Here is a 22347-nt window from a genome sequence, read left to right on the forward strand (position 1 = left end):
TCGGGCTGCTCGCGCGTCGGCTGCTCGTAGCATCGGGCTGCTCGTAGCATCGGGCCGTGCCGTTGCGTCCCCGTCGAAGGCGACCAGCAACCCGGGACGCCATCGAGGAGGCCGACGTCGGCGCCGAGCTGACCCGGGCCATCGGCGAGACCCAGGCCCGCTACCAGACGCTGCGGCTTCGCGCCGCGGAGCTGATGGCGCATCAAAAGCAGGCGGACGCGGCCCGCCACCGGGCCCGGCGGGCCGCGGCCCGCCTCGAGGAGGCGATCCGCGCTGCTCTGGCCGCCGCGGAGCGCGCCGAGCGCCAGGGCGACACCGAGAGCGCGGCCGCCCACCGAGCGGACGCGGCGCGCGACGCCCGGCGGCTGGCGGTCACCCGGCGCGACCTCGACCAGCTCGACGCGCTCGCCCGGCGCTGGTCAGGTGACGCCACCGCGACGATGGAGGCGGTGGAGGGCCACCTGGCGGTCCTCCGCCGCCGGCTGAGCGAGCATCAGCAGCTCCTGGCCGAACTGCGACAGGCGGAGGCCCGGGAGCGGCTCAATCAGGCCGTGGCCGGCTCCCGGTGGGCTCCCCGACCCGCGCCGGACCTGGACGCGCTCCGCGACGAGGTCCGGCGCCGATGGGCGGAGGCGTCCGGCGGCGGTCCCGGCGTCGCGGGATGACCCCGAAAGCCCGGCTCAGGCGGTCCACCCGGCTCAGGCGGTCTTCTCGTTGTGGCCGCCGAACTCCTTGCGCATCGCGGAGAGGATCTTGTCGGCGAAGTCGCCCTCCCCGCGGGAGCTGAACCGCTCGAGCAAGGCGGTGGTCAGCACGTAGGCGGGGACACCCTCGTCGATGGCCGCCTTCACCGTCCAGCGACCCTCCCCGGAGTCCGACACCCGACCGCTGAAGGTCTCGAGCTTCGGGTCGGCGGACAGCGCGTGAGCGGTGAGGTCGAGCAGCCAGGAGGCGATGACGCTCCCCCTCCGCCACACCTCGGCCACCTCGGCGGTGTCGATGTCGTACTGGTAGTACTGCGGCTCGGCCAGCGGCGCGGTCTCCGCGTCGCCCGGACCGGACTCCTCGGCGCCGATGTTGGCCTTGGCCAGGATGGCCAAGCCCTCTGCGTAGGCGGCCATCGCCCCGTACTCGATGCCGTTGTGGACCATCTTCACGAAATGGCCGGCCCCGTTGGGACCGCAGTGCAGCCATCCCTGCTCCGCCGGGGAGGGATCGCCGGTGCGGCCCTCGGTGCGGGGCGCGGCGTCCACGCCGGGGGCGATGGTTCGAAACAGCGGCGCCAGGCGGTCGACGACTTGGTCCTCGCCGCCGATCATCAAGCAGAACCCTCGCTCCAGGCCGAACACCCCGCCGCTGGTCCCGACGTCGACGTAGTGGATGCCCTTCGCCTTGAGCGCCGCGGCGCGGTGGATGTCGTCTTGGTAGTGGGAGTTGCCACCGTCGATGATGATGTCGCCTTCGCCCATCGCGTCGGCCAGCTGGTTGACGGTGTCGCCGGTGAACGCGGCGGGAACCATGACCCACGCCGCCTTCGGTGACTCCAGCTTGGCGACGAAGTCCTCGATGCTGCTCGCGCCGGTGGCGCCCTCCGACTCCAGGGCCTTCACCGCGTCGGCGCTCACGTCGTAGACGACGCACGTGTGCCCGTCGCGCTGCAAGCGGCGCACCAGGTTGGCGCCCATACGTCCGAGTCCGACCATGCCGAGTTGCACTTGAGTCCTCCTTCGCCCCGCACCGAGCGAGACGCTTCAGTCAAGCACCTACCCCGCCGGCCGCCGGCCCCACCAGCGCGCCGCCGTGGCGGAGCAGGGTCAGGTCACGGGAGGAGGACCAGATCGTCGCGGTGGACGATCTCGTGGGCGACGTCGCCGGGCAGCTCCGACGTGCGCCGCCCGGCCCACTCCTTGACCACCGACGCCGGGTGGCGGACCAGGCCTTTGGCGAAGGTCCGCCCGTCGGGACCGGCGATCTCCACCGCGTCGTCGGCGTCGAAGTCGCCGTGGACGCCGGCGACGCCGGCGGGCAGCAGCGAGACGCCCCGCTCCCGGAGGGCGGTGGCCGCGCCGGCGTCGACGACCACGGTCCCCGACGACCCGACCGCGAAGGCGATCCACAGCTTCCGGGCGGGCAGGCGCTGCCCTCGGGGCACGAACACCGTGCCGGCGCCGGCCGTGCCGGCCAGCGCCGCGGCGAGGACATCTGGGCGGTCGGCGCCGGCGATCACGGCTCGCACGCCGGACCACGCGGCGATCTTGGCTGCGGTCAGCTTGGAGGCCATCCCCCCCGAACCCCGGTCGGTGCCCGCACCGCCGGCCAGCGCCTCGATCTCGGCGTCGACCTCCACGATCTCCTCGATGAGCGACGCGTCGTGGTGGCTGCGGGGGTCCCCGGTGAACAGGCCGGGGGTGTCGGTCAAAAGCACCAGCGCGTCGGCGTGGAGCAGGTGGGCGACCAGCGCAGCCAGGCGGTCGTTGTCGCCGAAGCGGATCTCTTCGTCGGCGATGGCGTCGTTCTCGTTGATGACCGGCACCACCCCGAGGTCCAGGAGGTGGTTGAGGGTGCGCCGGGCGTGGAGGTACTGGCGGCGGTGACCGAAGTCGAGCGGGGCCAGCAGCACCTGCCCGGCGACCAGCCCCCGGGCCCGCAGGGCCTCCTCCCACGCCGCGAACAGGTAGCCCTGCCCGACCGCCGACACCGCCTGGAGGACCGCCGGGTCGCTCGGGCGGGGGTCCAACCCGAGGACCGGGAGGCCCGCCGCGATGGCGCCGCTTGTGACCACCACCACCCGATCGCCCGACGCCCGCTGCTCGGCGACCTCACCGGCCAGCTTGTGGATGGCCCCGACGGTGAGCATGCCCCGCTCGTCGGTCACCGACGACGTGCCGATCTTCACCACGATCACCCGGCCGCTCACCCCTCCAGTGTGCCAGCCCGCCGGGGGGCGCCTTCTGCGCCCGGCCGGCGTCGTCCTCGGCGGCGCCTCAACCGCCAGGCGCCTCGACGACCATGCCCTGCGCCCGGGCCGCTTCCGCCAGCCGAGCGTCGTATGTCACGAACACCCCGAGGTCCCTGCCGGCCGCCAACGCCGACGCCAGGTGGACCGCGTCGAGAGACCGCAACCCGGGCGGGCGAAGGTCGCCGGCAAGATCGAGCAGCTGCTCGTCGAGGCGGATGAGGTGCACCGCAGCCATGAGTCGCCGGGCGTCACCGACTAGATCGTCGTTGCCCGAACGGCGCAGCGCCCGGACGGTCTCCACCCGCAGCAACGTCGAAGACAGCCGGTGCGGCCACCGCCGCAGCCGGATGCGCAGCGCCTCGGACTCCGGTTCGGCGACGAGGAGCTTCAAAAAGGCGGACGTGTCGAGGTATGCGGCCTCAGCGCTCATCGGCGCGCAGCTGCGCTAGTGCCTCCGACGGAGACGTCGGCCGCTGGCCGGGCAATCCGAGGTCGTCGGCCAGGTCCAACAGGTCGCCGCTCGTCGGCGTGGCCCGCCCCTCGAGCACCAGCTGCTCGAGCGCCCCGGCCCGGAAAGGGACCAGCCGAGCCACTGGGTGTCCGTGATCGGTCACCTCGATGGATTCGCCTGCCGCGACCCGCCGCAGAAGGGCGCTGGCCTGCTGCCGCAACTCGCGAACACCTACACTGTAACTCACGGTGCCTACAAGGTAGCACATTCGGATCCCCGACGACCGGGGCCGTTCACCCCTTTGAGGTCGCCCTCTAGTCCGGCTCGTAGTCGAACTCGAAGCCGCCGATGCGGACCCGGTCGCCGCTGCGGGCGCCGGCCTTGGCCAGCGCCTTGTCCACGCCGAGGCTCTTGAGCCGCCCCTGGGCGTAGGCCAGCGCCTCCACGTTGGTGAGGTCGGAGAGCGCCACGGCCCGCAGCGCCGGGCGGCCAGTGACCTCCCAGCCGCCGTCCATGCCCCGCTCGACCACGACCCCTACAGGCGCCGGTCGGTGGACCACGAAGCGGCGGGGACGGCTCTCCCCGGAGCGGGCTCCGGCCACCAGCTGCGACAGGGCGCCGAGGAGGGGACGCAAGCCTTCGCCGGTCAGGGCCGAGATGCGCATGTCGGGCCCCGGGGCGTCTGGCGGCGCGGCGTCGAGCTTGGAGCCGATCACGATGCGGGGCCGCTCGGCCAGCTCCGGGCGGTAGCGGCGCAGCTCCTCGACCAAGATGCGCTCCTGCTCGTCGGGGCTGCGCCCGTCGGCGGCGGTCAAGTCGACGAGGACGACCATGGCCCGGGCCCGCTCGATGTGGCGCAAGAACCGGTGGCCGAGGCCCTTGCCCTCGCTGGCCCCTTCGATCAGGCCGGGAATGTCGGCCACGACGAACTCGTGCTCCTCGAAGCGGACCACACCCAGGTGGGGTTCGAGGGTGGTGAAGGGATAGTCGGCGATCTTCGGCTTGGCCGCGGAGATCCGGGAGATGAGCGTGCTCTTGCCGGCGTTGGGGAACCCGACCAAGGCCACGTCGGCCATCAGCCGCAGCTCCATGTTGTACCAGTGCTCCTCGCCCAGCTCGGCCTGCTCGGCGAAGGCCGGCGCCCGCCGGCGGTTGGAGAGGAAGCGGGCGTTGCCCTTGCCGCCCTGGCCGCCCTTGCCGGCCAGCCATCGGTCGCCTTCGGTGGTCAAGTCGGCGAGCACCTTGCCGTCGAGGTCTTTGATCACGGTGCCCTCAGGCACTGGGACCTCGAGGTCGGCGCCGCCCTTGCCGTGGCGACCCTTGCCGGCGCCGTGGGTGCCGTTGGCGGCTCGACGGTGCGGGTGGTCGCGGAACCCGTACAGCGAGGCGGTGTTGCGGTCGGCGACCAGCCACACGTCGCCGCCGTCGCCGCCGTCGCCGCCGTCGGGTCCGCCCTTGGCGACGTGGGCCTCACGGCGGAAAGACACCGAGCCGGCGCCGCCGTCCCCGGCTTTGACGTGGAGCTGCGCCTCGTCTACGAATCCGGACATCAGAGCGGCTGGGGGAAGGAGCCGGCCCCGTACCAGGCCGGCGGCACTCAGCCCTCGGGGGTGAGGATGTCGACCAGCTTGCGGCCCTTGCGGGAACCGAACTTCACCGTGCCCGCGGCGAGGGCGAAGAGGGTGTCGTCCCCGCCCCGCCCGACGTTCTCGCCGGGGTGGAAGTGGGTGCCGCGCTGGCGGACGATGATGGAGCCTGCGGTGACGGCGGTGCCGTCGAACACCTTCACGCCGAGGCGCTGGGCGTTGGAGTCACGGCCGTTGCGGGTGGACCCGCCGCCTTTGGTCTTGGACATGCCTGGCTACCTCTGGATCCCTGTGATCTCGATCTCGGTGTAGTGCTGGCGGTGACCCCACTTGGTGCGGCCCCGGGTCTTGGGCTTGTAGGTGAATCCTCGGATCTTGGGACCCTTGGTCTCTCCCACCACCCGAGCTGTCACCTTGGCCCCGGCCAGCTGGGCCGGTCCGGCCAGGACGGTCTCGCCGTCCACGACCAGGACAGGGGCGAACTCGACCGCCTCGCCCTCGGCCTTGCCGAGCAGCTCGACGGAGAGGGTCTGGCCCTCTTCCACCCGTTCCTGCTTGCCACCTGTCGCAATCACCGCATACACAAGAGGGTGAGTATACCGGTCGGCGGGCGAGCCCACAGGTCGGGCCGGGAACCCGACCCGCGGGGTCAGCTGAGGAGCGACTCGTCGAAGACCAGGCCCCGGCCCCCGCAGGTCGGGCACGACTCCGAGAACGACTCCACCAGGCCCTCGGAGATGCGCTTCCTGGTCATCTCCACCAGGCCCAGCTCGGAGATGTCGAAGACCTGCGTCCGGGTCTTGTCCCGGGCCAGGGCGTCCCGGAAGGTCTTGATGACCTCGGCCCGGTTGGCGGCGATCTCCATGTCGATGAAGTCGATGACGATGATCCCGCCGATGTCGCGGAGGCGCAGCTGGTGGGCGATCTCCTCGGCGGCCTCGAGGTTGTTGCGGAACACCGTCTCCTCGAGGTTGCTCTTGCCGACGTTCTTGCCGGTGTTGACGTCGATGACCGTCAGCGCCTCGGTCCGCTCGATGATCAGCGAACCTCCCGACGGCAGCCACACCTTCCGGTCCAGGGCCTTGTGGATCTGCTCGTGCACGTGGTAGCGCTCGAAGGGGGGGAGCGGGTCGTCGGAGTCCGACGCCTTCTCCACCCGGTCGGCCAGCTCCGGGCTGATCGAAGCCACGTAGTCGCGGACCTCCTCGTAGAGCTCGGGGTCGTCGATGACCACGCCGCGGTAGTTGCGGTTGAACTCCTCGCGGATGACCCGCACCGCCATGTCCGGCTCCCGGTACAGCAGCGCCGGGGCTCGCGAGCTCTTGGCCAGGGCGTCGATCCGCTCCCACTGGCCGAGCAGCCGGGCGACGTCGCGGCGCAGCTCGTCGGGGCTGGCGCCTTCGGCGGCGGTGCGCACGATCAGGCCGTGACCGGCGGGGCGGACCTCGTCGAGGATCCGCCGGAGCCGCTTGCGCTCGTCGTCGGCCAGCCGCTTGGAGATCCCGTAGGTGTCGCTGCCGGGGATCAGCACGACGAAACGGCCGGGCAGGGACACCTCCTGGGTGAGGCGGGCGCCCTTGGTGCCGATGGGGTTCTTGGTGACCTGGCACAGGACCGTCTGGCCGGTCTTGAGCAGCTGCTCGATGCGGGCGTCGCGCGCCGCTCCGGCCAGCTTGCCGCGGGTGGGCTTGCCCTTGCCGTCGGGGGCGGGAGGCTCGACGTCGTCGGTGTCGTAGCGGACGTCGCCCCGGTACAAGACCGCGTTCTTTGGGGTGCCGATGTCGACGAACGCCGCTTCCATGCCCGGCAGCACGTTCTGGACCCGTCCGATGTAGATGTTGCCGTCGATCTGGGTGGCGTCATCGGCCGGCCGCGACACGTAGTGCTCGATGAGCGTGCGGCCCTCGAGGACCGCGATCTGGGTGGCGTGGGGTTCCTTGTGGACCACCATCAGGTACCGCCCGACCGGGCGGCCCTTGCGCTCCCGGCCCCGTCGGCGGTCGAGGGTTTCCTCGTCGATCGAGGCGGGGTCGTCGACCAGGACCGCCTCGACGGGGACCGGGCCGCGCCGCTTGGCGGCGGGCCGGCGGTCGCGTTCGGGTGCCGCGCCGTCCGCGCCGGCCCGGTCGGCCCCGGACCGGCCGCCCGAGCGGTTGCGGCGGCGTCGCTTGGAGCGGTTTTCGTCGGCGTCGCTGAAAGCCGTCCGCCCGGCGGGGCGGTCCGCGGCGACCGGGACCGGGGCCGGGCGGGTGTCGCCGATGCGCGGCTTGGCCGGCGCCGGCCGCTCCCCGGCCGGCGGCGCGGCGGCGACCGGGGCCGGGCTGGCGGGCGGGGCGGGCGGGGTGGGACCGGCGGCGCCAGGCCCTCTGCCGGCGGTCGCGGTGACCTCTCCGGCCGGGTCGGCGCTGCCCGCCGCGGGAGCGGCGCGGCGGTCCTCGCCCGGCGGGCTGTCGGGGGCGTGGTCGCCGTCGCCTTCGCCGTCGCCTTGGTCGACGGGCACGCCGGCCCCGGCCCGGCTGCGGTTGCGCCCGCCGCGGGAGCCCCGCCGGCGCCGGCGGGGCCCGTCGGGCCGCTGGCCGTCTCCGGCCGGCCCGCCAGGCTCGCCGCTACCGCCGCCGGTGTCGGCGGCGCCGCCGTCGCGGGCGGCGGCCGCTGCGGTGGGCGTCAGGTCGGCTCCGGGCTGGCGGTCCGGCCCGGCCGGGCGGTCAGGGGCGCTCGGGCCCGAGCGGGTCGGTGTGTCGTTCCCCGGCCCCGGGAGGGGCGTTGCAGCGTCGGACATGGGTGTGTTCCCTTCTCATGACGCACGCTCCAAAGCGTGCGGCGCGTCCGTCGCGGCGGTGGTCCCCCCGAGCCCCAGCGGCTCCCACCGCGCGCCGTCGCGCGAAATCCATTGGTGCAACCTTCGCACGTGCGCCTCGGCCAGGTCGGGGCCGAGGGCCCCGAGAAGCTCGGAGGGGCGCACCCCGCGGGGTCGGGTACCCAGCTCGGCCTCGAGCCAGACCCCTTCCCCGACCCCGGCTTCAGTAGCACCGAGGACGCGGAGGTCGATGATTCCGGGGCGGACGTCGTCGACGACCTCCACCCCCTTGCGGCTCCGGGCGACCATCGCGCTCGGAGCGGCGAGCAGAGCGGCCACTCGCGCGGCCATCTCCTCCTCCCCCACCGCGGCGTGTCCGTCGGCCGCGATGGCCGCCAGGCGCCACGTGCAGGAGGTGACGTCCTCCTGCAGGGACGGGGCGCGCGCCTCGAGCGGCGCGACGGCGAGAACATCCACGCCGAGGGGAAGCGCCGCGGACAGGCGAGCGGGCAGCGCCTCCAAGTCGAGCTGCTCGGCCCCTGCGCCCAGCTCGAGGTCCAAGGTCGCGTCCAGCTCTATGTCGAGGTACTCGGCCAGCGACTCGTGGCCGGTGGGCAAGGCCAGCCCGAAGCTGACCTTGGGCCGGGGCGAGAAGCCTTCGCTGTAGGCCAGCGGCAGCTGCTCGCGGCGGAAGGCCCGCTCCCACATGCGGGCCACGTCTCTATGGCTGCTCCAGCGGATCTTGCCCAGCTTGGCGAAGCGGACCCTGATCTTCACTGCGCACGCTCGTTGCGTCGCCCGAGGGTGACCGGCACCGCTCCGAGCAGAGCCGGGGGCCGGACCCCGCCGGAGCCGAGGTCCTGGCCGGTGCCCTGACTGCCGCCGGCGGGCGGCACGGGGGAGGCCACCACGTGCTCGATGCCGTAGCCGGTGCACGCCCCGCAGTCGTAGCAGGGGGTCCACCGGCAGTCGGGGGTGCCCGCCGCGGCCAGGGCGTCGAGCCACTCCTGCCAGAGGAAGTCGTCGTGCAAACCGGCCGAGATGTGAGCCCACGGCAGCAGCTCGTCCTCGGTGCGGTGCCTGTGGACGTACCAGTCGATCGACAGGCCGTGGGCGGCCATGGCCTCGGTCCAGAGGTTCACGTCGAAGTGCTCGGACCACTCCTGGAACGTACCGCCGCGCCGCCACACCTCTTCGATGACCGCCCCGACGCGCCGGTCGCCGCGGCTGGCGATCCCCTCGGCCAGCGACGCCTTCGGGTCGTGCCAGCGCATCTGCACGCCGCGGTCCTTGCGGGTGGCGTCGCGCAGCAGGTTGACCTTGCGCATCAGCTCGGCGGGGGTGTCCTGCCCGAACCACTGGAACGGTGTCTGCGGTTTGGGCACGAACCCGCCCACCGACGCGGTGACCGACACCGCCTTGTTGTGGCGGCGCCCGACGCTGACGCAGTTGCGGGCCAGCTCGGCGATGCCGAGCGTGTCCTCGTCGGTCTCGGTGGGCAGGCCGGTGAGGAAGTACAGCTTGACCCGCCGCCACCCCTGCGAGAACGCCGAGTCGACCGCCCCGTAGAGGTCCTCCTCGCGGATCAGTTTGTTGATCACCTGGCGCATCCGCCAAGTGCCGCCCTCCGGCGCGAAGGTCAAGCCGGTGCGGCGGACCTTTTGGATCTCGCTGGCAATGCCCACCGTGAAGGCGTCGACGCGAAGGCTCGGCAGGCTCACGCCGACCTGACCGGCGCAGGTCGGGTCGTTGATGATCCCCGACACCACCGAGTCGATCCCGGAGAAGTCGGCGCTCGACAGCGACGTGAGCGACACCTCGTCGTAGCCGGTGCGGGCCAGCCCGTCCGACACCATCTGGCGGACCTGCTCGGCGGGCCGCTCGCGCACCGGCCTGGTGATCATGCCGGCCTGACAGAACCGGCATCCCCGCGTGCAGCCCCGGAAGATCTCCACGTTGAGGCGGTCGTGGACCACCTCGGTCATCGGGACCAGCTGCCGGCGTGGGTAGGGCCACGCGCCCAGGTCCGCGATGGTCTGTTTCTCCACCTTCTCCGGCACGTCCGGGTACTTCGGGGTGACCGACACCAGCCGCTGCCCGTCGTAGGCCACGTCGTACATGGACGGGACGTACACGCCCGGCTGCGACGCCAGGTCCCGCAGCAGCCGCTGCCGGGACCCCGGGGTGCGCCCGCCGGCCTTCCAGGCCCTGACCGCCTCGCTGATCGGCCCGACCGGCTCCTCGCCGTCGCCGATCACGAACAGGTCGACGAAGTCGGCGAGCGGCTCCGGGTTGAACGTGCAGTGGCCGCCGGCGACGACGAGGGGGTGCTCGGGGCCCCGGTCCGCGGCCCGCACCGGCACGCCGGCCAGGTCGACGCAGTTGAGCAGGTTGGTGTAGACCAGCTCGGCCGACAGGTTGAACGCGAGCAGGTCGAAGTCCCGGGCCGGCGTGTGGGTGTCGACGGAGAAAAGGGGGATGGCGCGGCCCCGCATCTCGTGCTCCATGTCCACCCACGGCGCGTACGCCCGCTCCGCCAGCGCGTCGTCGCGCTCATTGAGGATCTCGTAGAGGATCTGCAGACCCTGGTTGGGCAGGCCGACCTCGTACGCGTCGGGGTAGAGCAGCAACCAGGCGGCCTTGGCGGGCGAGTGGACCGGAGCTTGGGCCCCGTCCTCGCAGCCGATGTAGCGGGCGGGCTTGGACACCCGCCCCAGGATCGGCTCGATCTGGGACCACACGCTCGTCATCTCCCGCACCACACTACCTGGCGGTGCAGTGTGGACTCCGGCGGCGTTCGCTGGACAGCTCAGGCGAAACGGCGCATGCGGACGTTCAGGACCAGACCGATCCCGGCGAAGGTGGCGATGATCGCCGACCCGCCGTAGCTCATGAGCGGCAGGGGGATGCCGGCGATCGGCATGATTCCCATGGTCATGCCGACGTTCTCGAAGATCTGGAACACCAGCATGGCCAGCACCCCGACGCAAAACAGGGTCCCCACCAGGTCCCGGGCCAGGGTCGCCGCTCGCCAGGTCCGCCACACCATGATCACGAACAGCAGCAGGAGCGCCCCCGAGCCGACCAGCCCGACCTGCTCGCCGACCGCGGTGAAGATGAAGTCGGTGCGCTGCTCGGGCACGTAGGACAGGTTGGTCTGGGTTCCCTTGCCGATGCCCTTGCCGAACACTCCGCCGTCGCTGATGGTCAGCTTCGACTCGGCGATGTTGTACAAGTTGGCGCCGGCCGCGGTGGCCAGCAGCTGGGTGTTGGGCTGGTCGGGGCTGTTGACAAACGAGGTCAACCGGTCCTTCTGGTACTGCTTGAGGACCCCGAAGTGGACCACCCCGAACATGGCGACCACGACGATCAGCAGCAGCGCCAGCAGGTGGCGTCCCTTGCCGCCGCCCACCACCAGCACGGCGATCAGCACCGCACCGAGGACCAAGGCGGTGCCGAGGTCGGGCTGCTTGTAGATGAGCGCGAAGGGGATGGCAGCCATCACCAGGATGACGATGAAGGCCCGCAGCGGTAATCGGCCCTTGAAGTTGGCCGCGTACGCGGCCAACGCGATGATCAGCGCCACCTTGGCCAGCTCGGACGGCTCGAGCTGGTAGCTGCCGAACTGGAACCACGCCTGAGCCCCCTTGGACTTGTGGCCGACGGCGTACACCGCGAGGAGCAGGAACAGCGCCCCGCCGTAGAACACCGGGGCCAGGTCCCGGTAGCGGCGGTAGTCGATGGCGGCCACCACCAGCATCACGACGATGCCGATGGCCATGAAGATCGCCTGCTTCTTCATGTAGTACTGCGGCGAGAGGCCCTGGGCCTGCAGCTGGTCGCGGGTGGCGGTGTAGACCATCAGGGTCCCGAAGGCGCCGACGAGCACGGTGGCGATGGCCAGGATCGGGTCGAAGTGGATCCACACTGACGGGCCGCTGCGCCGCCTGGGGTTGCCGGGCGCGGGTGAGGAGTTGATCATGTGGCCCCCGCCCCTCCGGTGGTCGCCGCCGCCGCGGACACCGGCGTCAGCGGCAAGCCGTAGAGCTGGTCGTAGATCTGTCGCACGACGGGCGCGGCGATCGACGCGCCGTAACCGGAGTCCTCCATGATGCAGGTCACCTCGTAAGTGGGGTTGGTGGCAGGGGCGAAGGACGTGAACACCGAGGTGTCCTGCTTGCCGACGCCGGTCACCTGGGCGGTGCCGGTCTTGCCGGCGATGTCCTTGGTGGCCAGAGGCCCCGAGAAGATCCCGTAGGCGGTGCCGTGCGGGTTGTTGACGACGCCCTCGAAGCCCTGCACCATCGCGGCCCGGTCGGCGGGCGACAGCGGGACCGACCCGTTCTTGACCGAGGTGTAGGTCTGGATGACCTTGCCGTTTTGGTCCTGGCTGTCGAGCACCAGGCGCGGCACGTACTTGGTGCCGCCGTTGGCGAAGGTGGAGTAGGCGTTGGCCAGCTGGAGCGGCGTGACCTCCACCTCGCCCTGCCCGATGGCCACGTTGGCGCTGTCGCCGGTGTACCAGCTGCCGGTGGCGAACAGGTTGGGGTGGGCCTTGTAGTCCGCGGCGTAGGACTGCGGGGTGGGGATCTTGCCGCCGACCTCGTCGGGCAGGGCCACACCCGTCGGCTGGTCGAAGCCGTAGGACTTGGCCACGTTCTGCAGGGCGTCCTCGCCGTACGCCTGACGGCTGTTCCAGAAGTCGGCGCCGACCTGCATGAAATAGACGTCAGAGGACACGGTGATGGCCTTGGCCAGGTTGATCGGCCCGTACACCGCGTACTGGTCGTTGTGGCGGGTCCCTCCGACGCCGGTGCCGAGGACCAGCTTGCCGGTGTCGTCGTAGATGCCGTTGGCGCTGATGATCTTGGCGTCGAGGCCGGCGGTGGCGGTCACCAGCTTGAACGTCGACCCGGGGGCGTACGCGCCCTGGATGGTGCGGTCGATCAGGGGCTGGTTGGCGGCCGGGTTGGTGAGCGCCTGGTAGTTCTTCTGGCTGATCCCGCCGATGAACTGGCGGGGGTCGTAGCTCGGGAAGGTGGCCAGCGCCAGCAGCGTGCCGTCCTGGGGGTCCTCGACCACCGCGGAGCCGGCCGGGGCGTCGAAGTTGCGCTTGGTCACCGTGTCGAACTGGGTGCGGGCCACGTTGAGGCCCTGCTCGACGGCGGTGACAGCGGCTTGTTGCACGTTGCCGTCGATCGACAGCTTGAGGTCGTGGCCTTGGACCGGCGGCGTCGAGGACAGCGTGCCGAGGACGTTGCCCCGGGAGTCCACCTGAACCCGGGTCACGCCCGGCTTGCCGCGCAGCACGCTCTCGTAGGTAGCTTCCACCCCGGCCAGGCCGATCTGGTCGCCGGGCTGGTATCCCTTCGACTTGAGCTTGGTCAGCTGCGCCCCGGTGATCTGCCCCACGTAGCCGACGATGTTGGCCGCGGCCACGCCGAGCGGGCTGTAGCTGCGCACCGTCTCGGTCGTGGCGGTGACGCCGGGGAAGAGGGCCTGGTGCTCTTGCACGTAGAGGATCTGCTGGGGGGAGGCGTCGCGAAGCACCGGCACCGGGGTGTACACCGAGTACTGGGTGTTGTTGATCAGGCTCAGCACCGTCTTGACCGACGTGCCCATCAGCGCGGCGAGCCGAGCGACCATCGCCGAATTGGGGGGCGTGGCCTGCCGCTGCACCTCGATTACCGGCTCGTTGACGTTGCCGACGAGGACCTGGCCGTTACGGTCGAGGATGTTGCCTCGGGGCGCTTCGGTGTAGATGGTCCGCACGCCGTTGTTCTCCGCGGTGACCTGCGCCTTGGGGGCGTTGATCACCTGCAGGAACCAGAGGCGGGCGAAGAGCGCCGCGAACAAGCAGGTGACCACCACGATCACCACGGTCAGGCGGAGGCGGGTGGTGTCGGACTCGGTCGGCTGGGTCACTCGGCGTCGGGGGCGGTGTCGGGTCTCTCAGTCACGTCGAGGGCCATCTTTTCACCGCATGCCGAGGCGGTCAGGTCGCCCCCGGTCGAGCGCGGCGGCCCCGGCGCTGCCTCGCTCGGCCCTGGCGAACAGCCACGCCACCGGCACCGCCAGCACCGCGCTCCACACCGCCTCGATGACCGTGGTGCGGATCAGGCCGGAGCGCCCCATGGCCACCAGCTGGGTCTGGCCGACGATGTCGCCGATGGCCACGAACGCCACGATGCCCGCCCCGCTCGCGACCAGCGCCAGGACCGGGGTCAGCAGCCACCCTTCCGGCAGGACGTTCTCGCGGAGGGTGCCGACCGCGTAGCCGACCATGCACAGGATCAGCGCGGACAGCCCGACGGGGGTGTCGGTCAGGTACAAGTCGGCGAGCAGCCCCGCAGAGAAGCCGATGAGGACGCCCTGACGGGCGCCGCCGGTCAGCCCGGCGCAGATCGCCACGACGAGCATCAGGTCTGGGGCTACGTGGTCCACCCGCAGGTCCGACGCCACCGTGGCCTGCACCAGGAACGCGGCCACCACCAGGGCGGCCACCCGCAGCCGGGCCTTGGTGCGCTCGGTCACGACCCGGTCTGGGGTGACCAGAGCTCGACGGTGACGATGTCGAGCTGGGCGAGGTCCACGAGGGGCTTGAGGGTGATGGTCGGCTCCTGGCTGCCGGGAGCGGTGACCGCGGAGGCGACCGTGCCCACCGGGATGCCGGGAGGGTAGGCCTCGCCCTGCAGCCCGCTGGTCACCAGCGCCGCCCCCTTGGTCACCTTCGGCGGCGGCTGGTTGGTGGTGATGACCGTGATACGCAGCGGGTTCCCGGCGCCGATGCCCTCGGCGGTGCCGGTGTTGAGCGGGTCCAGGGTGACTCCCACCACGAAGCTCGGGTCGGTCAGCAAGTCGACGGTCGCGGTCCGCTTGGAGACGCTGCCGATGTTGCCGACCAGCCCGCCCGGCGCGCTGCCCACGCCGGCGGCCACCACCGGCTGGCCGACCACCAAGCCGTTGGCGCTGCCCTTGTCGATGGTCACGGTGTTTTGGAAGTTGGAAGAGCCCCGGTCGATGACCCGGGCCTGCAGGTTGGGGATAGCGCCGAGGAACGGGAGGTGGGCGGCGGCGATGATCCGCTCCGCTTCCTGCTGCTCCGCTGCGGCGGAGACGCTGGTGGCCTGCATGGCGGCCACCTGCTGGCGCAGCCGCTGGTTCTCGGCTCGCAGGGAGCCGTAGTGGGTCGCACCGGAGAGGAAGTCACCGAGGGGCTGCAGGGCGTGGTGGGTGGCGCGCTGCACCGGCGACAGTCCGTCGTGGACGTCCCCGCGCAGGCGCCCGAGGAGTCCCGACCCGCTGCTGCGGGCGTCGATGGTGACCAGGGTGATCGCCACCAAGACGAGGACCACGAACAGGGTGCGCGTCCGGTTGGACCGGCGGTAGACAGCCAAGGGTTGTGCTGAGGGCCTAGCGGGTGTTTGTCGACATCAGCACGCCCTTGAGCACATCGAACTCCTCGAGGCACTGACCGCTGCCGATGGCCACCGAGTGCAGCGGGTTGTCGGCGATCACGATTGGCATGCCGGTCTCGGCCGCCAGCCTGGCGTCGAGGCCGTGGAGGAGCGCTCCGCCGCCGGTCAGGACGATGCCCTGCTCCATGATGTCGGCGGCCAGCTCCGGCGGGGTCTTGTCGAGGGTCACCTTGACCGCGTCGACAATGGAGGTCACCGGCTCCTCGATCGCCTCGCGGATCTCCTCGGTGGTGGTGACGATGGTCTTCGGGAGGCCGGTGATGAGGTCACGGCCGCGGATCTCGGCGTGCAGCTCTTCCTCGAGCGGGCAGGCGGAGCCGAGGGCGATCTTGATCTCCTCGGCGGTGCGCTCGCCGAGCGCCAGGCTGTACTCCTTCTTGATGAACTGGATGATCGCCTCGTCCAGCTCGTCGCCGCCGATACGCACCGACTGGCTGGTGACGATCCCGCCGAGGGAGATGACCGCCACCTCGGTGGTCCCACCGCCGATGTCGACGACCATGTTGCCGGTCGGCTCGTGAACCGGGAGCCCGGCGCCGATCGCGGCGGCCATCGGCTCCTCGATGATGAACGCCGGCTTGCGGGCCCCTGCCGACTCGGCGGCCTCCTGGACCGCCCGCTGCTCGACGCCGGTGATGCCGGATGGGACGCAGATCACCATCCGGGGCTTGGCGAAGCGGCGGTTGCCCTGCACCCGGCGGATGAAGTACGACAGCATCTTCTCGCAGATGTCGAAGTTGGCGATGACCCCGTCGCGCAGCGGCCGGATCGCCTGGATGTGGCTGGGGGTGCGACCGATCATCCGCTTGGCTTCGGTCCCGACCGCGAGGGGCCGATCGTCTTTGATGTTGACCGCGACGACCGAAGGCTCGTTGAGCACGATGCCTCGCCCCCGCACGTAGACGAGGGTGTTGGCCGTGCCGAGATCGACGGCCATGTCCCGACCGAGGAAGCCGGAGAAGATGTTGTCAGACACGCGAGGGGCCTCCAGGGTTGGGTGCGGAGGTCGCGAAGAGGCTAGTGGGCAGGACCCCACCAGTCCACCCGCGAAGGAGCAGAGGGTGCACCGCCCCGCTCAGACTGGCAGACCCGGGAACCAGAGGGCAATCTCGGAGGCAGCGGTGTCCGCGCTGTCCGAGCCGTGGACCAGGTTCTCGGTGGTGACCGTGGCCAAATCGCCACGGATGGTGCCTGGCGCAGCCTGCGTCGGGTTGGTCGCCCCCATCATGGCCCGAACCACGGCCCAGGTGTCATCGGGGCCCTCAACTACCAGCAGCATCGCCGGGCTGCGGGTGATGAAGGCGATCAGATCGTCGAAGAACGGCTTACCCCGGTGCTCGGCGTAGTGGTCGCCGGCGGTCTCCTTGTCGATGTGGCGCAGCTCGGCCGCGGCGATGCGCAGCCCCTTGCGTTCGAAGCGACCGATGATCTCTCCGACCAGGCCCCGCTCGACGGCGTCGGGCTTGCAGATGACAAACGTACGTCCCATGGCCCGGAGGGTAGCCACCCGGAGGCGGGGAGCGCGACGGGCCCGCCCGCCCAGCGCAGCTGACCAGCGAAGCTCAGCGCAGCTGACCGGCGAAGCTCAGCGCAGCTGACCGGCGAAGGTGGCCCTCGCCGCGCCGACCACGTAGAGGGATCCAGTCACCAGCACCAGGTCATCGGGGGACGCGGCGGCCAGGGCGGCGTCGAGCGCCTCGGGGACGCTGGCCGCGACCCGAGCCTCGACGCCGAGCGCGGCGGCGGCGGCCGCCAGCACCGCCGGGTCCTGAGCGCGGGGCGAAGGCGGCGGGCAGGCGATGAGCAGGCGGGCCCCGGCGGCCCCCAGCGCCTCGAGCATCTCGGCAGGGTCCTTGCCTCCCAGCATCCCGACGACCAGGATGCGCCCGAGGCGGTCTCCGAACTCCTCGGAGATGGCGGCAGCCGCGCTGCGGGCCCCCTCCACGTTCTTGGCTCCGTCGAGGATAACCAGCGGCCGGCGCCCCACGATCTCCATCCGGCCCGGGGAGCGGACCGATCCGGCGGCGTCGCGCACCAGCCGTTCCGGGGTCGGCGCGTCGAAGAACGCCTCGACGGCGGTGACCGCCGCCGCGAAGTTGTCCGCCTGGTGACGGCCGTGGAGGTCCAGCCACACGCCTTCGTAACGAGCGAGCGGGGTGCGCAGGTCGATGCTGCGCCCGCCGACGGCGACGTCGTTGCGCTCGCAGGCGTAGTCCCGCCCCACCAGGAGCACCCGTTCGGGGTCCTCGGCCTCGAAGATCGCGACCAGCTCCGGGTCGGGCTCCCCCAGCACCAGCGGCGCGCTGGAGCGGATGATCCCGGCCTTCTCGGCCGCAATGTCGGCCCGGGTCGGCCCCAGGAACTCGACGTGGTCCAAGCCGACGTTGGTCACCACCGACACTGCGCCGTTGACGACGTTGGTCGCGTCCCAGCGGCCGCCGAGCCCCACCTCGATGACCGCCAGGTCGACGGGGCGGTCAGCGAAGAACCGGAAAGCCGCCGCGGTGAGCGCCTCGAACCAGGTGAGGCGCTCCCCCACCATCCCCTCGAGCGCGGCGATGTCGGAGAGGACCTCGGCCAACGCGTCGTCGGCGATCGGCTCGCCGTTGGCGCAGATCCGCTCGTTGATCCGCTCGAGGTGGGGGCTGGTGAAGGTGCCTACGCTCAGGCCGCGGGCCATGAGCAGCTGGGTGACGATCCGCGCCGTCGACGTCTTGCCGTTGGTGCCGGTGACGTGGATGACCGGGCATGCGGCCTCGGGGTGCCCCATGATGTCGACCAGCCGGCGCATCCGCCCGAGGTCGGGGGTGGCGCTGCGGGCGTCGGCGAGCATCCGCTCCAGGTTTTGGTGGCGGTCGAGCCACGCCAGGGCGTCACCGAGCTCCACGGGGACCCCCAGTGGCGGCCCGGTGGGGCGGCCTGGCGCCGGGGCGGAGCAGCGGGATCAGGAGGCGGCCCGGCGGGGCCGGGACTCCTTGGGCGCGGACTCGGTCCGGGGCACGAGGGTCGGGTTGACCCGCTCGAGCACCACCGACCGGTCGATCAGGCACTGGCTGACGTCGGTGCGGCTCGGCAGGTCGTACATCACCTCGAGGAGGACCTCCTCGAGGATGGCCCGCAGCCCTCGGGCGCCGGTACCCCGCAGCAGGGCCTGCTCGGCCACCGCCTCGAGCGCGTCGTCGGTGAACACCAGCTCGACGTTGTCGAGCTCGAACACCCGGCGGTACTGCTTGGCCAGGGCGTTCTTCGGCTCGACGAGGATCCGGACCAGGGCTTCCTTGTCCAGGCTGGAAACCGCCCCGATGACCGGCAGGCGCCCGACGAACTCCGGGATCAGCCCGAACTTGAGGAGGTCCTCGGGGAGGACCTGGGCCAGCAGCTCCCCTTCGCTGCGCTCCTCGGCCCGGCGGATCTCGGCCCGGAACCCGATGCCTTGATGCCCGAGGCGGCTCTCGATGATCCGGTCCAGGCCGGCGAAAGCGCCGCCGCACACGAAGAGGATGTTGGTGGTGTCGATCTGGATGAACTCCTGGTGGGGGTGCTTGCGCCCCCCCTGCGGCGGCACCGACGCGGTGGTGCCCTCCAGGATCTTAAGCAGCGCCTGCTGGACGCCCTCGCCCGACACGTCACGGGTGATCGACGGGTTTTCGCTCTTGCGGGCGATCTTGTCGATCTCGTCGATGTAGATGATCCCGGTCTCGGCCTTCTTGACGTCGTAGTCGGCGGCCTGGATCAGCTTGAGCAGGATGTTCTCGACGTCCTCGCCGACGTAGCCCGCTTCGGTGAGGGCGGTGGCGTCGGCGATGGCGAAGGGCACGTTGAGCATGCGGGCCAGGGTCTGAGCCAGGAACGTCTTGCCGCACCCGGTCGGGCCGAGCAGCAGGATGTTCGACTTCTGCAGCTCGACTTCAGAGTCGGCGTAGCCGCCGGACTGGACCCGCTTGTAGTGGTTGTAGACGGCCACCGACAGGATCTTCTTGGCCCGTTCCTGGCCGATGACGTAGTCGTTGAGGAACGAGAAGATCTCGGCCGGTTTGGGGAGCTCGTCGAAGTGGACCTCCGAGGTCTCGGACAGCTCCTCCTCGATGATGTCGTTGCACAAGTCGATGCACTCGTCGCAGATGTAGACCCCAGGCCCGGCGATCAGCTTCTTCACCTGCTTCTGCGACTTACCGCAGAACGAGCACTTGACCAGGTCGCTGGACTCCCCGAACTTGGCCATCCCGGTCCCCTTTGGGCCTCAGGCGACGCCAGCGGCCTGCGGCACGCCGACGAGCTCTCGGGCAGTGATGACTTCGTCGATGATCCCGTACTCCTGGGCCTCGGCGGCACTCATGATGAAATCGCGGTCGGTGTCGTTGGCGACCCGCTCGACGGACTGGCCGGTGTCGGCGGCGAGCATCTCGTTGAGGAGGTCCCGCATGCGCAGGATCTCCTTGGCCTGGATCTCGATGTCGGCGGCCTGGCCGGCCGCACCGCCGTGGGGCTGGTGGATCAGGATCCGGGCGTGGGGCAGGGCGTAGCGCTTGCCCCGGGTGCCGCCGGCGAGGATCACCGCTGCAGCCGACGCGGCCTGGCCGTAACAGAACGTCTGGATGTCGTTCTTCACGTACTTCATCGTGTCGTAGATGGCGAACAGGGCGGTGATCTCACCGCCAGGCGAGTTGATGTAGACGTTGATGTCGCGGTCGGCGTTCTTGTACTCCAGGTAGAACATCTGCGCGATCACGGCGTTGGCGACGTAGTCGTCGATCGGCGTGCCGAGGAAGATGATGTTTTCCTCGAGCATGCGGGAGAACAGGTCGTAGCTCTTCTCGCCCCGGTTGGTCTGTTCGAAGACCCCGGGGATGTGGTACTGGGCGAGGGGGTTGATCACGCTTCTCCGCTCTCTACGGGTCCGGCGGCGGGGGTGTCCTCTGACGCCTCCGGGGCCTCGGGTGCTTCTTCTGCGTCGGGTGTGTCACTCACGTCGGTGTCGCTCAGCAAAGCTGCCCCGTCCAGTTCGAGTGCTGCACGGTCCACGGGGTTGCCCTCGGCATCGACCAGCTCGACGTGCTCGATCAGCCACTCGAGAGCCTTGCTCTTCTTCAGGTCCGAGCGTACCGCGGGCATCTGCTCTGCGCGCTCGAGCTGTGCGCGCACGTCGTCGACCGACAGCTGGTACTGGCCGGCGATGCGAGCCAGTTCGGCTTCGACGTCGTCCTCGCTCGGCTCGATCCTCTCGGCCTCGGCGACGGCCCGCAAGGCCAGGTCGGCCTTGACGGCCGGCTCGGCGGCGGCCTGCAGCTCCGCGATCACGTCCTGCTCGCTCTGACCGGTCGCCGCGAGCCACTGGGCGATGGTCGCCCCCTGGGCCTCGAGCCGGTGTCCCAGGTCGTGAGCTTGGCGCTCGACCTCGGCGTCGACGAGCGCCTTGGGCGGCGCCTCGTCGACCAGGGCCACGAGCGCCTCGATGGTGCCATTGCGCAGGGCCATGGACGCCTGCATCTTCTTGACGGTGGTCAGCCGCTTGACGATGTCTGCTCGCAGCTCGTCGACGGTGTCGAACTCGGAGGCGTCCGACGCCCACTCGTCGGTGACGTCAGGGAGGACCTTCTCCTTGACCTCTTTGACCTCGATGGTCACTTCGCTGCTGGTCGACTCCGAGGAGAAGGTGATGGTGTCGCCGGCCTTGGCGCCTTGAAGGTGCTCGTCGACCTCCGGGAGGAGGCTGCCGGAGCCCAGCTCGTATAGGTAGTCGTCGAGGGTCATCCCCGACACCTCTTCGCCGTCCCTCGTTCCCTTGAGGTCGATGGTGAGGTTGTCGCCGTCCGCCGCCGGGCGCTCCACCGTGGCCAGCTCGGCGAAGTTGGCGCGCAGGCGATCGATGTGCTGGTTGATGTCGTCCTCGCCGACCACCGGGCTCGGGATCTCGACGCGGAGGCCCTGGTAGCCGATCAGCTGGAGGTGGGGACGGACCTCGACGACTGCGTCGAAGGCCACGTCGCCGTCGGCCTCGCCGGCGGTGATGTCGATCTCCGGCGGGGCGATGGCGTCGACCTCGTGCTCCTTGACGGCACGGGCGTAATAGTCCGGGAGGGAGTCCCGCAGGGCCTCGGCCCGACCGGCCTCCTTGCCCAGGCGGGCCTCCAGGATGCGCCGCGGGGCCTTGCCGGGGCGGAACCCAGGGACCCGGACCTCACGGGCGATCTTCTTGAAGGCCGCGTCGACGGCCTTCTCGAACTCCTGGGCGTCCACCTCGACGGAGACCTTGACCTTGTTGCCCTCGAGAGGCTCGATGACCGACTTCATTGCAGACCGAGTTCCATACAGGGGCGGCAGTCTACCGGGGTGGGCCACCTCCCTGCGGTCTCGCCGCCACGTAGCATCACCTGGTGCACGGGGAGTGGCGCAGCGGTAGCGCACCTGCTTTGGGAGCAGGAGGTCGCGGGTTCGAATCCCGCCTCCCCGACCAGCCTTGCGCCGGGCAGACTCAAGCGGTGTCACCGAGGTCGACCTCCCCCCGCCCGTCCAGCGCCGGTTGGCTGCTGCTGGTGTACAGGGTGCCGTCCGAGCCGACCCGGCTCCGGGCGACGGTGTGGCGCCGGTTGAAGACGTCGGGCGCCATCTACCTGCAGAACTCCGCCGCGGCGCTGCCGGCAACCGCGGCCGCGGAGCGGGCGCTGCGCAAGTTGCGCCACGAGATCATCGAGATGGGCGGGACGGCGGTGCTGCTGCGCTGCGAGGCGCTGGCCGGGGAGGACGAGGTGATCGCGGCGTTCCAAGCGGCGCGCGACGACGAGTACGAGGAGATCGTCGACCGGGCACGGGACTTCCTGGTCCAAGTCGAAAAGGAACACGTGGCCGACCACTTCAGCTTCGCCGAGCTGGAGGAGAACGAAGTGGACCTGGTCAAGCTTCAGAACTGGCTGGCGAAGGTGAAGGCCCGAGACACCTTCGCCGCCCCGGGCCGGGCACCCGCCGAGGAGGCCCTGGCCGCCTGCGAGGCCGCCCTAGAGGGCTACGCCAGCCAGGTGTACGCCCGCGACACCGACGCCCATTGAGCACGCCGGCCCCGCCGGCGTTCGGCGGGGCCA

Annotated in this window: 22 protein-coding genes and 1 tRNA gene; 3 read left to right on the top strand and 20 right to left on the bottom strand. The window is 70.9% G+C overall.

Going from position 1 to position 22347, the window contains the following annotated elements; all coding sequences use genetic code 11:
* The first annotated feature begins 56 nt into the window (after positions 1-56).
* Positions 57-665 (top strand): hypothetical protein, encoded by a 609-nt coding sequence (locus K6U06_RS14000; RefSeq protein ID WP_262322571.1) that lies wholly within the window; start codon positions 57-59, stop codon positions 663-665.
* Positions 666-698: 33 nt separating this feature from the next.
* Here the strand turns inward: K6U06_RS14000 and gnd are convergent, their stop codons facing one another.
* The 20 genes from gnd to tig all read right to left on the bottom strand — a co-directional run bounded on the left by gnd (position 699) and on the right by tig (position 21562).
* Entirely contained in the window at positions 699-1715 is a 1017-nt protein-coding gene (gene gnd, locus K6U06_RS14005; RefSeq protein ID WP_262322572.1) for a phosphogluconate dehydrogenase (NAD(+)-dependent, decarboxylating), read from the bottom strand.
* A 104-nt stretch (positions 1716-1819) separates the two neighbouring features.
* On the bottom strand, positions 1820-2917 hold the full coding sequence (proB, locus tag K6U06_RS14010) for a glutamate 5-kinase (RefSeq protein WP_262322573.1): 1098 nt from the start codon (positions 2915-2917) through the stop codon (positions 1820-1822).
* Between the two features lie 67 nt (positions 2918-2984).
* The gene (locus K6U06_RS14015) at positions 2985-3389 is read right to left on the bottom strand and encodes a type II toxin-antitoxin system VapC family toxin (protein WP_262322574.1); all 405 of its coding nucleotides are present in this window, start codon (positions 3387-3389) and stop codon (positions 2985-2987) included.
* Positions 3379-3657 (bottom strand): type II toxin-antitoxin system Phd/YefM family antitoxin, encoded by a 279-nt coding sequence (locus K6U06_RS14020; RefSeq protein ID WP_262322575.1) that lies wholly within the window; start codon positions 3655-3657, stop codon positions 3379-3381. The genes K6U06_RS14015 and K6U06_RS14020 overlap by 11 nt, the downstream gene beginning before the upstream one ends.
* 67 nt (positions 3658-3724) lie before the next feature.
* Complete coding sequence (gene obgE / locus K6U06_RS14025) at positions 3725-4960, bottom strand: GTPase ObgE (RefSeq protein WP_262322576.1); 1236 nt, start codon at positions 4958-4960, stop codon at positions 3725-3727.
* A 47-nt stretch (positions 4961-5007) separates the two neighbouring features.
* Positions 5008-5265: a 50S ribosomal protein L27 gene (gene rpmA, locus K6U06_RS14030; protein WP_262322577.1), complete on the bottom strand. Its 258-nt coding sequence runs from the start codon at positions 5263-5265 to the stop codon at positions 5008-5010.
* Positions 5266-5271: 6 nt separating this feature from the next.
* Positions 5272-5571: a 50S ribosomal protein L21 gene (gene rplU / locus K6U06_RS14035; protein WP_262322578.1), complete on the bottom strand. Its 300-nt coding sequence runs from the start codon at positions 5569-5571 to the stop codon at positions 5272-5274.
* A 74-nt stretch (positions 5572-5645) separates the two neighbouring features.
* Positions 5646-7775: an Rne/Rng family ribonuclease gene (locus tag K6U06_RS14040; protein WP_262322579.1), complete on the bottom strand. Its 2130-nt coding sequence runs from the start codon at positions 7773-7775 to the stop codon at positions 5646-5648.
* A 15-nt stretch (positions 7776-7790) separates the two neighbouring features.
* Entirely contained in the window at positions 7791-8570 is a 780-nt protein-coding gene (locus K6U06_RS14045; protein WP_262322580.1) for a TIGR03936 family radical SAM-associated protein, read from the bottom strand.
* The gene (locus K6U06_RS14050; protein ID WP_262322581.1) at positions 8567-10543 is read right to left on the bottom strand and encodes a TIGR03960 family B12-binding radical SAM protein; all 1977 of its coding nucleotides are present in this window, start codon (positions 10541-10543) and stop codon (positions 8567-8569) included. The genes K6U06_RS14045 and K6U06_RS14050 overlap by 4 nt, the downstream gene beginning before the upstream one ends.
* A 59-nt stretch (positions 10544-10602) precedes the next feature.
* Positions 10603-11775, bottom strand: coding sequence for a rod shape-determining protein RodA (rodA, locus tag K6U06_RS14055; protein ID WP_262322582.1), 1173 nt, complete (start codon positions 11773-11775; stop codon positions 10603-10605).
* The gene (gene mrdA, locus K6U06_RS14060; RefSeq protein WP_262322583.1) at positions 11772-13718 is read right to left on the bottom strand and encodes a penicillin-binding protein 2; all 1947 of its coding nucleotides are present in this window, start codon (positions 13716-13718) and stop codon (positions 11772-11774) included. Before mrdA ends, rodA begins: the two co-directional genes overlap by 4 nt.
* A gap of 51 nt (positions 13719-13769) precedes the next feature.
* Entirely contained in the window at positions 13770-14327 is a 558-nt protein-coding gene (gene mreD, locus K6U06_RS14065) for a rod shape-determining protein MreD (RefSeq protein WP_262322584.1), read from the bottom strand.
* Positions 14324-15190 (bottom strand): rod shape-determining protein MreC, encoded by an 867-nt coding sequence (gene mreC / locus K6U06_RS14070; RefSeq protein ID WP_262322585.1) that lies wholly within the window; start codon positions 15188-15190, stop codon positions 14324-14326. Before mreC ends, mreD begins: the two co-directional genes overlap by 4 nt.
* 16 nt (positions 15191-15206) lie before the next feature.
* Positions 15207-16247, bottom strand: coding sequence for a rod shape-determining protein (locus K6U06_RS14075; protein ID WP_316044720.1), 1041 nt, complete (start codon positions 16245-16247; stop codon positions 15207-15209).
* 99 nt (positions 16248-16346) lie between these two features.
* Positions 16347-16760 (bottom strand): nucleoside-diphosphate kinase, encoded by a 414-nt coding sequence (ndk, locus tag K6U06_RS14080; RefSeq protein ID WP_262322586.1) that lies wholly within the window; start codon positions 16758-16760, stop codon positions 16347-16349.
* 96 nt (positions 16761-16856) lie between these two features.
* Positions 16857-18158, bottom strand: coding sequence for a bifunctional folylpolyglutamate synthase/dihydrofolate synthase (locus K6U06_RS14085; protein WP_262322587.1), 1302 nt, complete (start codon positions 18156-18158; stop codon positions 16857-16859).
* 57 nt (positions 18159-18215) lie between these two features.
* The gene (gene clpX / locus K6U06_RS14090) at positions 18216-19493 is read right to left on the bottom strand and encodes an ATP-dependent Clp protease ATP-binding subunit ClpX (protein ID WP_262322588.1); all 1278 of its coding nucleotides are present in this window, start codon (positions 19491-19493) and stop codon (positions 18216-18218) included.
* Between the two features lie 18 nt (positions 19494-19511).
* Positions 19512-20147 carry an ATP-dependent Clp protease proteolytic subunit gene (locus K6U06_RS14095; protein WP_262322589.1) on the bottom strand — a complete coding sequence of 212 codons (636 nt, stop codon included), beginning with the start codon at positions 20145-20147 and terminating at the stop codon, positions 19512-19514.
* Positions 20144-21562 (bottom strand): trigger factor, encoded by a 1419-nt coding sequence (tig, locus tag K6U06_RS14100; RefSeq protein WP_262322590.1) that lies wholly within the window; start codon positions 21560-21562, stop codon positions 20144-20146. Before tig ends, K6U06_RS14095 begins: the two co-directional genes overlap by 4 nt.
* Positions 21563-21650: 88 nt before the next feature.
* On the opposite strand from tig, the gene K6U06_RS14105 reads away from it, so the two are divergent.
* Together K6U06_RS14105 and K6U06_RS14110 are read left to right on the top strand one after the other, a co-directional pair.
* A tRNA-Pro gene (locus tag K6U06_RS14105) sits at positions 21651-21725 on the top strand.
* Between the two features lie 25 nt (positions 21726-21750).
* Complete coding sequence (locus K6U06_RS14110; RefSeq protein ID WP_262322591.1) at positions 21751-22314, top strand: Chromate resistance protein ChrB; 564 nt, start codon at positions 21751-21753, stop codon at positions 22312-22314.
* Positions 22315-22347: the final 33 nt, after the last annotated feature.

Source organism: Acidiferrimicrobium sp. IK, assembly GCF_025499425.1.
Lineage (GTDB): Bacteria > Actinomycetota > Acidimicrobiia > Acidimicrobiales > Palsa-688 > Acidiferrimicrobium.